This window comes from Spirosoma fluviale (assembly GCF_900230225.1).
In the GTDB taxonomy this organism is placed as follows: domain Bacteria; phylum Bacteroidota; class Bacteroidia; order Cytophagales; family Spirosomataceae; genus Spirosoma; species Spirosoma fluviale.
In genome coordinates, this window is record NZ_OCNH01000009.1 from 191,469 (window position 1) to 205,479 (window position 14,011).

Consider the following 14,011-nt stretch of genomic DNA (forward strand, 5'->3'; position numbering starts at 1 on the left):
GCCTATCACAAAAACTAACCACCTAAATGATGTATTCTGTACGCTTATTCAGTGTCTTTCTGCTCAGTTTGCAACTGACGGTGAGCCATACCGGACGGGCTCAATTTTTGGCAACGGCCAAAGCATTTACCCGAACAACGCATCAGGTTGCGAGTCCACAGGCCGTTCAACTCCGCGAAGTGTTGAACCAGTTCAAACTACGGTATCAGGTCGATATTCTGTTTGAAGATCGGCTGGTGAGCGATCACTTTGTCAATCCGGCCAGTGTAGACCCGGCCGCTTCACTGGAAAATAATCTGACCAAAGTGCTGAACTCGAAAGGGCTTCGGTTCACGAAGGTGAAGCCGGGCGTCTATCTGGTACTTGCCGATAAAAAGACCGGGAAACAGACGTCTGCGCTGGAAGTACCCCTGCTGCAACTGGCATCCGTTGCCAGCACCAGTCAGGCGGAAATGAACCAGATTGGCCAGTTACAGGCTAAAACCGTAAGTTTTGTTACGGCCGACCAGACCCTTAGCGGCCGGGTTACCGATGGTTCGACCGGCAGCGGCCTGCCCGGTGTGAGCGTGGTCGTAAAAGGCACCAGCCGGGGCACCACCACGGATGGCGACGGTAATTACCGGGTCAACGTGCCGGACCAGAATGTTGGCAACAACCTCACGCTCGTCTTCTCCTTCATCGGCTATGCGACCCAGGAAGTCCTGGTTGGCAGCAGAAACACGGTGAACGTAACACTGACCAGTGACGACAAGACCCTGAACGAGATCGTGGTAGTTGGTTACGGCACCCAAAACCGGCGCGAACTGACGGGATCGGTCGCTTCTCTGCAAACGCAAAGTATAAAAGATCAGCCCGTTACAAACGTAGTTGAGGGCCTCACGGGCCGCATGCCGGGCGTGTTGATCCAGCAGAACACGGGTGCGCCGGGCAACGCGCCCTCCATCAAAGTGCGGGGACTTGGCTCCATCAGCGCGGGCAACGGGCCGCTGGTCGTTATTGATGGACAGCCGCTTAACTCCGGTAGCCAGACGAACGCCGGTGGACTAAACCAGCTGAACCCCAACGATATTGACAAGATCGACGTACTGAAAGATGCTTCGGCCACCGCTATTTACGGGTCTCGTGGCTCCAACGGCGTAATTATGATCACGACCAAACGGGGTAAATCGGGGCAGAGCCGGATCAACTTCGATTATTATACCGGTACGCAGGAGATCAGCAAGAAAATGGAGATGCTGAACGCCCAGCAATTCGCCGAATTTTCCAAACAGGCCTTTAACACGGCCTATCTGGAGCGGGTGTCGGGCTCGTCGGTCAACGACCCCAACAGTGCGCGTCCGGCGGGGCAGCGATACCGCTATCCAAGGGGCGAGTTCGCCGGGGTGAACTTCGATGATCCGGCCAGCCTGACCACCTACGACTACCAGGACATGATTTTCCGCAAGGCACCCATCAGCAATTACCAGCTATCGGCCTCGGGCGGCACCGAAAAAGTGCAGTATTTTATTTCGGGTAACTACCTGAAGCAGGACGGTATCATCAAGAAATCCGGTATCGACCGCTACACGGTGCGGTCCAACATCGACGCCCAGCTTTCGTCGAAGCTGAAAGTCGGCCTGAGTTTCAGCCCAACCTTTATGGCGGAAAATCGGGTCAACTCCGATGGACACTGGGCGGGCAACGGGATCATCAATGCGGCTTTGTCGCTGCCGCCGTTTATTCCCATTTATCAGGCCAACGGCACGACCTACAACTCACAGGCGTTTTATGCGGCTCCTTACGACTGGCCAGGCATTACCAACCCGGTGGCCAACATCACCGAAGTCGACAACCGCGTTACGCAGCTTCGGTTGCTGGGAAGCGCCTACGCCGAACTGTCGATCTGGAAATCACTCCGCTACCGGGGTACCCTCGGGGGCGATTTGAACTACCTCCGCCAAAACCAGTACCAGACCTCGGCTATTGTCCTGAACCAGCTTCTGCCGCCAAACGTCAGCACGGGTTCGGCGTACACGAACCAGAATATCAACTGGGTAACGAACCACACGCTGAGCTACACGCTCGATCTGGGTACAACGCACCATATGGATGCGCTGGTCGGTCTGGAGTCGCAGCGTAATGATTTTGAAGAAAGTCTGATCAATGCAAATAATTTTCCGAACGACATTGTACGGACCGTCAACGCCGGGACCATTACCGGGGGTACATCCACCCAAAATGAATGGTCGCTGGCGTCGTATTTTGCCCGCTTTACCTATAGCTTCAAAGATCGATACCTGTTCAATGCATCGGTTCGGCGGGATGGGTCGTCACGCTTTGGGGAGACCAGCCGCTTCGGTACCTTCCCGTCGGCATCGGTGGGCTGGCGGATCATCGAAGAACCCTTCATGAAAACGATTCCCGTTATCTCGGACCTGAAACTACGCGCCAGTTACGGTTTGTCGGGCAATAATGCGTTTACCAGCAATTACCCGGCCATTGGTGTGTTGAGCAAAGACAACTACGTGCTGGGAAATGCCCTGGCAAACGGACTGGCAACCAGTAGTATCGCCAACCCGCAACTGGGCTGGGAGCGGAGTCGGCAAACCGATGTCGGGCTTGATCTGGGCCTGTTCCAGAATCGGATTCTGTTCACAGTAGATTATTACAAACGGATCACGACCGATCTGCTGCTTTCGGTGCAGGTACCAACGCTGACCGGCTTCTCAACGGCCGTGCGAAACATTGGTCAGGTGGAAAACAAAGGGATGGAGTTCTCGTTGTCGACGCGTAACATCGACGGGTCGGGCACCGGCTTTACCTGGAACACCGACCTCAACCTGTCGTTCAACCAAAATAAAGTCTTGGCCCTCGGACCCACGGGCGATGCCATCCGAAGCGGTACGGGCGTTGGCGAAACCAATATTACCGTGATCGGGCAGCCGCTGGGCAGTTTCTACGGCTACCAGCAACTGGGAATTTTCCAGAATCAGGCTGAACTAGACGCGTATCCGCACTTTGCCGACAGCCGTCCCGGCGATGTGAAATTTGCGGATGTAAACAACGATGGCAAACTCAACGCCGACGACCGGACGCTGATCGGCAACAACCAGCCCGATTTTATCTACGGCATCACCAACTCGTTTTCGTTCAAAGGCTTCGACCTGAACATTGTGGCGCAGGGTGTACAGGGCGGTCAAATTCTGAACCTCTCCCGTCGATTCTACGAGAACCTGGAAGGAAATGCCAACTCACTCACGACGGTCCTGAATCGCTGGCAGTCGGAGCAGAACCCCGGCGATGGCAAAACCCCACGGGCCAATACGCGTTCGACGGGTAACAACAACCAGGTATCGAGCCGATGGGTGGAAAGTGCTACGTATTTCCGGATCCGGAACATCACGCTGGGTTATAACGTGCCGCGCACGCCATTGCAGAAGATAAAAGTACAGTCGCTGCGGGTGTATGCCGGTGTGCAGAATGCCATTACGATTTCGAAGTATCTGGCTTACAACCCCGAAGTGAGTGGCTACGAAGGGCCGCTGACGGGCGGGGTCGACTACGGTTCCTATCCGCTGGCGCGTACGTACACCATTGGTTTAAACCTGGGCTTTTAATCCTACTCTCTGAGCATCATGAAAACTAGATATATTCTTGCCGGATTACTTACCCTGAGCCTGACCGCCTGTAAAGAGCAGTTTCTGAACCTGTCTCCCGTTTCGGCGGTGGGTACAACGTCCTTTTTTAAGTCACAATCCGATGTATTGACGGCCCTTAACGGCGCTTATGGCGCTCTACAAGCTGGTGGTCAGTACGGGCAGCTTTACGTCGTATCCGAAATCCCGTCCGATGATACCACGCCGGTTCTATCCGGTTCGGTGACGGATCAGGATGAGTTCGATAAGTTTTACGTCCGCACGACTAACCCCTTTTTACTGTCTCGCTGGAGCGATGGCTATCGGGGCATTTACCGGACCAACGCCGTTATCGATCGAATTGCCGGGATCACGATGGACGAAACCCTCAAGAAACGCATTGTGGGTGAAGCCAAATTCCTGCGGGCTCTGATGTATTTTAACCTGGTGCGCGTTTTTGGCGATGTGCCGCTGGTGCTGACCGAAATTACCGACCCCTTACAGGGCTATGAATTTGGCAGGGCACCGGTAGCGGATGTGTACGCGCAGATCGTGAAGGATTTGACGGATGCTGATGCCTCGCTGCCCGTTTCCTATACCGGTGCCGATGTGGGCCGGGCTACGAACGGTGCCGCTAAAAGTCTGCTGGGCAAGGTGTACCTTACCCAGAAACGCTATGCCGATGCCGCTGCGAAACTGAAGGAAGTTGTTGACCGGGGCACTTACTCCTTGCAACCCAACTACGCCGATCTGTTCAAACCGGCGAACAAGAATGGGCGGGAGTCAATCTTTGAAGTGCAGTACAAGAAAGGGAACATCGGCGAGGGCAGCGGCTTTGCCAACGCCTACGCCCCGGAGAACTCCGGCAACGCGGTCATTACCTTTGGCGGAGGAGGCAACAACCGGCCAACGCCCGATCTGGACAATAGCTACGAAGCTAATGACCCCCGCCGAAACGTGTCGCTGGCGAGTAGTTACGTGAACAGCAGCGGGGTGAAGGTCGATTATTACTACATCAAAAAATACGCCGACCCCCCGATCGTCAACGGCGACTCGGAAGACAACTGGTATGTGCTGCGGTACGCCGATGTGTTGCTGATGTATGCCGAAGCACTCAACGAAACCGGCAAACCTGCCGAAGCGTTACCGTTTCTAAATCAGGTTCGGAAGCGAGTGGGCTTGGCTGATAAAGCCATTACCACGCAGGCCGACCTGCGGCTGGCCATCGAGCAGGAGCGTCGGGTTGAACTGGCCTTTGAGGGGCATCGCTGGTTCGATCTGGTTCGAACGGGCCGGGCGTTGCCGGTTATGCAGGCCAAAGCGGCCACCATCGGCATCAAAACAGCTCTGACCGAAAACAACCTCGTTTTCCCGATTCCACAAAGTCAGATCGATATTAACCCGAGCAAGATAAAGCAGAATTCAGGGTACTGAGCCTGTACGTTTTTCTGTAGCGCGGTTCTTTAGTCCTCGTAGCCGTCAGGCTAAGATAAGGTTAACAACATAGCCTTACTTTAGCCTGACGGCTACGAGGACTAAAGAACCGCGCTACGTTATTTTGCGCTGGATTCCTTCGCTTTTCCGGTACTCGGCGGGGGAGACGCCCATTTGCTTTTTGAACAGCCGGGAGAAGTAGAACGGATCGTCGATACCCAATTGTGCGGCCACCTCATTGATTCGCAGATCACTGAAATGGAGTAGCTGACAGGCTTTCTGAATGCGTAAATGGTTAAAGTATTCGATGGGTGCATACCCGGTATCCTGCTTGAATTTCCGCGAACAAAAGGAGGTCGATAAATGGGCCGCCTGAGCAATATTGTCCAGCGTGACCGATCGGGATAGGTTGTTCTGCATGAACCGAATAGCCTTGTCGGTCGGGTTAACGATACCACTGCTCACGACCTCTTTCTGGAAGTTTTCCGGCAGAATAAAGGAGGATAGAAAAAACGGAACGGCCAGATTGGCATACAGCAGATTCGAGGTACTGTAGCCTTTCAGGAACGTATCCAAGATCCGGTTGAACAACAGCGTTCGTTCTTCCGAAAAAGGGACGCGAACGGCTTGTGGCGAACCGCTTCGGTCGTCCATAATGGCTTGTACAGCCTCATGACATTGGTTTCCGCTGAAGTGGAACCAGCAAATTGACCAGGGGTTATCGGCATCAGCACCGTACGAATGCGGTGTGCCCGGTGCAATGGCAAATACGTCACCAGCCAAAATGGTCAACCTCCCGCCCGGTAACTGTATCCAACCCTGCCCATCGGTACAGTACAATAAAATTACCTGCGAAATGCCTACCGGACGCTGGTAATAATGATAAAGCGCTTTTGGGTAAACTCCCATGCGGGTAATGAACAGCCTGTTGATCAATGGCATCTGAAGGCATTTGTCGACCATGTCCTTTGGTATTTCGATGATGCGCTCCCCTGTAAATCCCCGACTTTTTCGCGTTACAGCACTCATTCACATCGGTGTTAGTCCGCTAAAGTGGTCGAAGATAGAATAATCCATGTTTATGCCAAAATTCTTCATTTGGTATTTCTTGGAATAGCTGAATTTTGTGGATGTAAAATGCAATTGGCTGTCAACCTTGTCAGGGAAAAAACCGCTTTATGAAGAACACTTGCTGGATTGTTTTATGGATAAGTTTGGCGTTGACTAAGTCATTAGCGCAATCGGCTACAGCAAATCCTCCCTTCGCCAACTGGACGGCGTCGGAGCTGGTGCTGTCCAATGGCGTCGTTCAGCGTACCATCAAACTTCCAGCTTCAGAAGGCAGCTTTCTGACAACCGAATACAAGCCGGTTGTGGGTACATTCAGATACTTTCAGAAAACGAATCCTGACTTTCAGTTCGAGATCAACGATAAAATCTATACCGGTTCCGGCGACTGGAAGCTGGTCACGGTTCAGAAAATCACCGATACCAAACAGGGCGACGGAGCTGCGGTAACCCTGCAAAGTAAAGACGGGAACGTCGAACTGACCATCAACTTCCTGCTGTACCCCAACCTTCCCGTTATCCGCAAGAGCTTATCCATAAAAAACCTGACCAACGAGCCGGTTCGGCTGGAATCGGTCGACGTGGAGAAGTTGATCGCGACCCCTTACTACGCTACGACGTTTAGCTGGATTTGCCACGATTACGGCCGTCGGCGGTCAATCGGCCCCTACGACGGGAATTTCCAGGATGCGCTGCTGACGGTTCACAACAGCGATTGGCAACAGGGCATCGTTATTGGCAATGAGGCCGCCGGGGTGGTGAAACATACGTCGGTTTTTTGGGATGAGCCCGCCATTCTGAGCGGACTGACGCACAAGAATGCCCGCTTTCCCTTTCGGAAGTACATTGGCAAGGGCGAGTTGTTCACGACACCGCAGGTATTTACGATGGTGTATAACAACCATAAAGACCCCGACGAAATCCTGAATACGGCCGTCCCGGACTTTGTTCGTAAGCACATGGGTATCCGGCTTTCCGAGCTCGCCCAGAAACCCACGTTTGTTTACAACACCTGGGTGCCTTTTCGACAGAATATCAATGAGAAGCTGGTGATGGAACTGGCCAAAGCGGCCGCCGATGCCGGGATGAAAGAGTTTATCATCGACGATGGCTGGGCGGATAATTATGGCGACTGGGTCATCGACAAAAAGAAATTTCCCAACGGGCTGAAACCCGTTTTCGACTACATCAAATCGCTGGGAATGAAGCCGGGCTTATGGGTTAGCGTGGGCAGTGCCTCGCCCGACAGTAAAGTCTACCAGGCTCACCCCGATTGGTTCGTGCTGGACGAAAACCAGCAACCTGCCAACCTGCATGAAGATGTCCAGAATATGCGTACCGCTTGTTTCGGCACACCCTGGCGCGGCTACATCAAGGACGTTCTCCTGAAACTGGCGCTGGAGTATGGGCTGGAATACCTGAAGCTGGATTTTACGGTCGTAACCAGCACCTACCGGTTCGGCAATAAAGTAACCGGCTGTTACGCACAACATCACCAAGGGCACAAAGATCACCACGAATCTCTGTACAGTAATTACGAAGAGGTCTGGAAGTTGTTTGATGAACTGCATGCCGCGAAGCCCAACCTGTTTATCGACTGCACGTTTGAGACGATGGGTGGCCTGCAACTCATCGACTACGCCATGCTCAAACATGCCGAGGGTGACTGGATGTCCAACTTTAATGGGCCTGATGCGAAATTAGACCTGCGCGTGAGGAATATGGCCTGGTGGCGTTCGCCCGCTATGCCCGCTACAGCGCTGGTGATCGGCAATCCCGAAATGGAGGACAAGGGCTGGGAAATGCACATTAAATCGCTGGCGGGTGCCCTGCCCATCATGCTCGGCGACCCCCGTAAATTAGCCGCACCAGACCTGAAAAAATACCGGGCCTATGCCGATTGGCTGCAATTGATGGAAAACCGACATCAGATCATGAGCTACCGGCAGGACCTGCCCGGCTTTGGTGAACCGATGGAAGGTATGTGGGATGGTTTTCAGCGAATAAATACCGAAACAAAGCAGGGTGGTATCATTGGTGTTTTTAAGCACGGCGCTACCGAAACGAAGCGGATGATAACGATCCGGCACCTCGATCCGGCAAAACGGTATCAGGTCAAATCGATGAATGGAAAGGTAGTGGCTTCCCTGACCGGGCAGGTGCTGCAAACGACGGGTTTTCCCTTAACCCTGCCGGGTACGTATGTCGGAGAGCTTTTTGAGATTCAGGGTGGGCCGGAGAGTCCGGTCAGTCCGAGGAGTCCGGGGGTTGTACCCCCGGTTAATCGTAGTCAACCCCGTTCGGGGTTGGGAGGGAATGAGTAAAGGAATATAACCACAATCTATCGTGTAAAACGACAAGCAATCATGACAAACGAATCGTTAACACCCGAGCAAATTGAGCAGTATAGTCAGGATGGTTACTTGATTATCAGGGGATTTTTGAATGCCAGCGAAGTTGAAAAGCTATATAACGTCGCCATTGAGGATAGCGCGATCAGTAAACATGCCATCAACGTAAATGACAGCACGGGCAAGCGCAGCAAACTGTCGCTGTGGTACAAACCCGGCGACGATGTGTATGGCCTGCTCACGCGTAGTCGGCAGTTGGTCGAGTCGGTGGATAAGCTGCTTGATTCACCTGATGCGTCACCTTCTGTGAACACAGTTTGCCATTTTCATTCCAAGCTCATGCAGAAAGAGCCGCGGGTAGGAGGGGCCTGGGAGTGGCATCAGGATTATGGCTACTGGTATAAAAATGAGTTTTTACTGCCCGACCAGATGATGTCGGTCATGGTGGCCATTACCGACGCCAACCGGGAGAACGGCTGTTTGCAGGTTATCAAAGGGTCGCACAAAATGGGCCGGGTCGAACACGGTTTCGCGGGCGAACAGGTGGGCGCTTCCCAACGCTACGTCGACCTGGCGCTGAAAACGATGGAGCTGGTCTATGTGGAATTGAAAGCGGGCGATGTCCTTTTCTTCCACAGCAATATTCTCCATCGTTCCGAGGCCAATTTGTCCGACAAACCGCGCTGGTCGATGATTTCGTGCTATAACCGGCAGTCGAATATTGGGTATAACGAATCATCATCGTCCCGGTCGAGCATTACGCCTATCGATGTGGTTCCCAACGAAGCGCTATTGACCTGGGATGCTGCCGGACTGGTGGAAGAGGGAGCCGCGTTTTTGAGCAAAGAAGCGGATGTGTCATTGAAATGAGGTTTTGCCACAGAGATTCACAGAGCTTTTCTTCTTTTTCCTCTGTGAGTCCGCTCCGGCGGCCCGGTCTGTGCTTCTCCGTGTATCCGCACCGGCGTCCCGGTCTGTGGCAAAACCATCGCTAACCCCTAAACTTTCATGGCCGTTATCATTCAATCTACCGTTGACACTAACCCAGTTGAGGGGGTAGTAAACCGGAATTACGTGTACCTCATTAGTGCCATTGCTGCGCTAGGTGGGGTTTTGTTCGGATTCGATCTGGTCATTATTTCCGGTACCGTTCCCTTTTTTACGAAACACTTTCAACTGAACGAGTTTCAGACGGGCTGGGCCGTGGGCTGTATCAACCTCGGTGCGGCTATTGGTGCACTCATGGGCGGTAAGCTGAGCGATACGCTGGGGCGTAAAAAACTCCTGATGGGCTGTGCCGTACTCTTCGCCCTCACAGGGGCCGGAACCGGCTGGGCGGGTACCTTTCCCCTGTTCATTACCTTCCGAATGCTAAGTGGGGTGGCGGTTGGGGCGGCCGCTTTGGTATGTCCCATGTACGTGGCCGAAATTTCGCCCGCTCCCATGCGGGGGCGTATGGTGTCGTTCTACCAGCTGTCCATCGTCATTGGTATTCTGCTGGCGTACCTGTCCAATTACCTGCTGCTGGATGCCGGAGTCAACAACTGGCGGTGGATGTTTTCGTCGCAGTCGGTGCCTTCGCTATTGTTTTTCTTTGGTTTGTTCTTCGTTGCCGAAAGTCCGCGCTGGCTCATCGGCAAAAAGCGGTTACCAGAAGCGGAAGCCATTCTGACACGCATTGGCGGAGAGACCTACGCCAATGCCGAAGCCTACCAGATTAAGGCCAGTTTTTCGCGGGAGACCAAAGAGTCCGTTAACGATCTGTTTCGGAAAGACCTGTGGCCCATCGTCTTCATCGGTATTGTCGTCGCGGTTTTCTCGCAGGCCGTTGGGCAGAATTCCTTGTTCTCCTACGCACCCGAGTTGTTCCGACAGGCGGGTATGGCGCAGGATTCGGCCTTCTTGCAGTCGATCATCATCGGGGTAATCAACTTCATTTTTACGTTTATCGCCATTAGTACGATTGATAAAATCGGGCGGAAGAAACTGCTTCAGTACGGGTCCATCTTACTCTGTCTCGACGCGCTGGCCTTATCGGCGGCTTTTTACTGGCAGCTGCCCGGTGCGTGGGTGCTCGTCTTCGTACTGGCGTTCATCGCCATTTATTCGGCAACGCTGGGGCCGGTCACCTGGGTGGCTCTCTCCGAAATCTTCCCAAACCGCATCCGGGGCAATGCGCTGGCGCTGGCAACACTGGCTTTGTGGATTACCAACTTTTTCACCACGGCTTCCTTCCCAATCATGAAGCAGTACTGGGGATTGCCGCTGACGTTTGGCTTCCACGCCGTCTTGTGTTTCGTCTACTTCCTGTTCGTCCGGGTGCGGATGCCGGAAACGAAAGGGAAATCGCTGGAAGAAATTGAACGTGAGTTGACAAGGCGTATGAGTGCGTGAGGAGCTGCTTTTATGCTTATGCACATGAAAACCCGAAATGTACCAATGCGTATTTCCCGTTTAGTCGCCTGTCTGGTTCTTCTAAGTCTCTCATCCTTGCGCGCCAACAGTCAGCCGTCGGGTCAGAAACGACTCGTCATCATTGCCGGAACGCCCAGCCATAAGGCCGGGGAGCATGAATACAATGCCGGGGCGCTGCTCATGAAGAAATGGCTGGCCAACTCGCCCGATATGTCTGTAACGGTTTGCCTCAACGGCTGGCCCACCGACACCACGCTGCTGGCCCGTGCCGATGGAATTGTGCTGTTTATGGATGGCAAGCAGGGGCATCTGGTGCTGAAACCTGCCTACAAACGCCAGTTACTGGCCGCCGTAAGCCGGGGTGTTGGCGTGGCCGCGTTGCACTATGCCGTTACGCTGCCCGCCGGTGATGGCGACCCGCTGCTGGACATACTGGGTGGTTTTAAAGAAGACAGTTATTCGGCCCACGGTATGTGGACATCGGATGTCAGGACGATTCCCGTTCACCCGGTTACGAGTGGCGTGAAGCCGTTTCAGGTGTACGACGAATGCTATTTCTTTCTGCGATTTCGTGCCGGTATCTCGCCCATCCTGACAGCTACCCCGCCCGATTCGGTGCGGAACACCATTGCCAGTCGGGCAGCTCCCGGACGGCCAGAGGTAGTGTCGTGGGTGTATGAGCGGCCCGATGGCGGACGAAGTTTTGGCAATACCGGCTTGCATTTTCATACCAACTGGCGCAACGATGACCTGCGTAAACTCATTCTCAATGCCTGCCGCTGGATCTGCCGATTGCCGGTTCCGGCCGGTGGCGTACAATCGACCGTTACGGACGAGGAGCTAAGCCGGAATCTGGACCCGAAAGAAAAATAAGTACCGAGAATCTTCCTACACCTATGACCGATCGACTTAACGTTAGCCAACATACGCAACTCTGGGATACGTTCCGCAGTGGCGACCGGGCTGCTTTCTCACAACTTTATGACCTCTTCTCGGCTGATCTGTACCGGTATGGCTATAACCTGATCCGCAACCGCCAACTGGTGGAGGACTGTCTGCACGAACTATTCCTGCATCTGCACGAAAATCGGGCGCGTTTGGGACCGACCGATAACATTCGGTTTTACCTCTACCGGGCCTTGCGCCGTCGGTTGCTGGATACGGTAACCCGCCTAAACAAGCTGGATTCTGACGCCTATAACTTCGACAAGGCCGAATTCGTGATTCAACCGTACGAACGTTTACTGATCGACGAACAGATATTGGACCAGCAAAAACTTATTCTCATCCACGAGTTGAACAAGTTGCCGAAACGCCAGAAGGAGATTCTGTATCTGGTGTACATGAAAGGACTGAGCTACCTACAAGCGGCTGAAGTCATGGATATCACCATCAAAAGCGTGTATAACACCGTCAACGTAGCGTTAAAGACCTTGCGGGCGCATGTTCGTCTTTGTGTGTAAACAGGCCACCGCCCACGCTCGTACATCCAGGTTTCGGATCAGTTGCTGGTCGGCTGAGTTGCCGCTGAAGGTATCTATCCGGGCTAAAACCGCTGGTTGAAGCCGTCCGCTGAGCCATTGCCGAAGCAACTCCAGAATGAACCGTTCCCCGTCCGATTGCCGGTTGGTGGTTTTTCGTTTCCGCTCCGTCGAGCGCAGGGCGTAGGTCAGGTAATCGGCGTTCCCGAGTCGGGCGTGGAGGAGCAGGCACATCAGTTGCCGCTCCATATACAGTCGGCCGGGGAGCGAACGGGCGGGTAGGGCCAGCACCCGGTTTAGTCGGTGCAAAGCCACCGATAAGTGGCCCGAACCCACCTGAAGACGTACCAGCAGCAGATCGAACTCGGTGCGGGTGCCCAATGCCAGACGCGTAAGTCCGCGCTCAAAGGTGGGCCCATCCGCCGACAGAGAATTGGTAGCCAACAGGGTAGCTGCATCGGCATACCGTGCCTGGTCGATCGCCAGTAAAAGCCGATAGTAGAGCGTCAGATAGGGGACCGTATGGTGCAGACCATGCGTCGGGCTGTCGATGGCCCGGAGCCGGTCGATGAAATACGGCATCTCCTCGTATTGACCCAGCATCCGTAAGTCCGACAGAATGCCTTCCAGCAACTGAACGTAGTACAATGGCTGTTCGGACCAGAGCGTCGGGTTGTTCTGAAACAGATTGTCCAGTTCGCGGTACACCCGCAGGCTTCCGGCTTCGTCGCCAATCATCCGGAAATAAGCCGATTGAAAATGCAGGTGTTGCTGCTGCATGGCAAACGACCGCATCGGCGACCCGCTTCGGCTCTGCCGGTTCAGCAACTGGTGTTCTTCCAGCAGCAGATCATTCAGCCGACGGGTATCGGTGGCGTTGCCAACGGTGCCGTGGGTGCGGTAGCGAAGCAGTAGGGTTTCGTACAGAGCCGCATGGTGCAGGGCCGTTTGGGTTCGCTCAACCTGCTGTCGAACCAGTCCGTGCTGTCGGGCCAGTGTCGGCTCATCGACCCCGTCGAACTGGCCTTTTACCCATTGCTCGGCCTGTTGCCGGGCTGCCATCACCACATAGAGGCCCCGCTCGTGCTGCTCGGCCAGCCGCTGTGCTTTTTCCAGCTGTTCCTGACTGAACTGAACCAGACCCCGTTCGTAAAGGATCTGGCTGTCGTGCAAAAGCTGACCAATACGAACGTCGATCCGCTTGTCCTGCTCGAACTGGCGGAGACTCTGCATCACTACCCGGTACAGGTATTTGCGGGCTGGTTCGAGGGTGGCACCGGGAAAAAGTCGGGTGAGGTCAGCAGTGAGGGCGTCGCCCATTATTTCGTGGCTGAGCAGGCAATCCAGCAACCGCAGAAAACCTTTGTCGCCCGTTGACGAACCCGTCAGCAAACGACAATACCGTTTCTCGGACTTTGTCAGGGAATGAAGTAACGGATGAAGAACGTCGATAGTCATGTAGGAATAGCTGGATGGTATCGTAGCGCGGACGGTCGGCCGCAGCCGTGGGAACCCGCGTAGCCGTCAGGCTAATTATGATAACTCGTTAGCCTGACGGCTACGCGGGTTCCCACGGCTGCGGCCGACCGTCCGCGCTACAGTATTCAAAGACGTAATGAACTATTTTTACCCTCTAAAAACAACGATA

Annotated in this window: 9 protein-coding genes; 7 read left to right on the forward strand and 2 right to left on the reverse strand. The window is 54.1% G+C overall.

Annotated elements, in window-relative coordinates; all coding sequences use genetic code 11:
* Positions 1-26: 26 nt before the first annotated feature.
* Both CRO74_RS29985 and CRO74_RS29990 read left to right on the forward strand, forming a co-directional pair.
* Positions 27-3,596 (forward strand): SusC/RagA family TonB-linked outer membrane protein, encoded by a 3,570-nt coding sequence (locus CRO74_RS29985; RefSeq protein ID WP_097131801.1) that lies wholly within the window; start codon positions 27-29, stop codon positions 3,594-3,596.
* Positions 3,597-3,614: 18 nt separating this feature from the next.
* On the forward strand, positions 3,615-5,048 hold the full coding sequence (locus tag CRO74_RS29990) for a RagB/SusD family nutrient uptake outer membrane protein (RefSeq protein ID WP_097131803.1): 1,434 nt from the start codon (positions 3,615-3,617) through the stop codon (positions 5,046-5,048).
* A gap of 114 nt (positions 5,049-5,162) precedes the next feature.
* Here CRO74_RS29990 and CRO74_RS29995 read toward each other — a convergent pair whose 3' ends face one another.
* A complete protein-coding gene (locus CRO74_RS29995; RefSeq protein ID WP_097131805.1) occupies positions 5,163-6,077 on the reverse strand; it encodes an AraC family transcriptional regulator in 915 nt (304 codons plus the stop codon).
* Positions 6,078-6,226: 149 nt separating this feature from the next.
* Between CRO74_RS29995 and CRO74_RS30000 the strand changes: the two genes are divergently transcribed.
* The 5 genes from CRO74_RS30000 (at position 6,227) to CRO74_RS30020 (ending at position 12,345) form a co-directional block, all read left to right on the forward strand.
* Positions 6,227-8,440 (forward strand): alpha-galactosidase, encoded by a 2,214-nt coding sequence (locus tag CRO74_RS30000; RefSeq protein WP_097131807.1) that lies wholly within the window; start codon positions 6,227-6,229, stop codon positions 8,438-8,440.
* 42 nt (positions 8,441-8,482) lie between these two features.
* Positions 8,483-9,337 carry a phytanoyl-CoA dioxygenase family protein gene (locus CRO74_RS30005; protein WP_097131809.1) on the forward strand — a complete coding sequence of 285 codons (855 nt, stop codon included), beginning with the start codon at positions 8,483-8,485 and terminating at the stop codon, positions 9,335-9,337.
* A 138-nt stretch (positions 9,338-9,475) separates the two neighbouring features.
* A complete protein-coding gene (locus CRO74_RS30010) occupies positions 9,476-10,861 on the forward strand; it encodes a sugar porter family MFS transporter (protein ID WP_097131811.1) in 1,386 nt (461 codons plus the stop codon).
* Positions 10,862-10,906: 45 nt separating this feature from the next.
* Positions 10,907-11,755 carry a ThuA domain-containing protein gene (locus CRO74_RS30015; protein ID WP_097131813.1) on the forward strand — a complete coding sequence of 283 codons (849 nt, stop codon included), beginning with the start codon at positions 10,907-10,909 and terminating at the stop codon, positions 11,753-11,755.
* A gap of 23 nt (positions 11,756-11,778) precedes the next feature.
* A complete protein-coding gene (locus tag CRO74_RS30020) occupies positions 11,779-12,345 on the forward strand; it encodes an RNA polymerase sigma factor (protein WP_097131815.1) in 567 nt (188 codons plus the stop codon).
* On the opposite strand, the gene CRO74_RS30025 is transcribed toward CRO74_RS30020, so the two are convergent.
* Positions 12,307-13,821 (reverse strand): hypothetical protein, encoded by a 1,515-nt coding sequence (locus CRO74_RS30025; RefSeq protein WP_097131817.1) that lies wholly within the window; start codon positions 13,819-13,821, stop codon positions 12,307-12,309. The genes CRO74_RS30020 and CRO74_RS30025 overlap by 39 nt on opposite strands.
* Positions 13,822-14,011 lie beyond the last annotated feature (190 nt).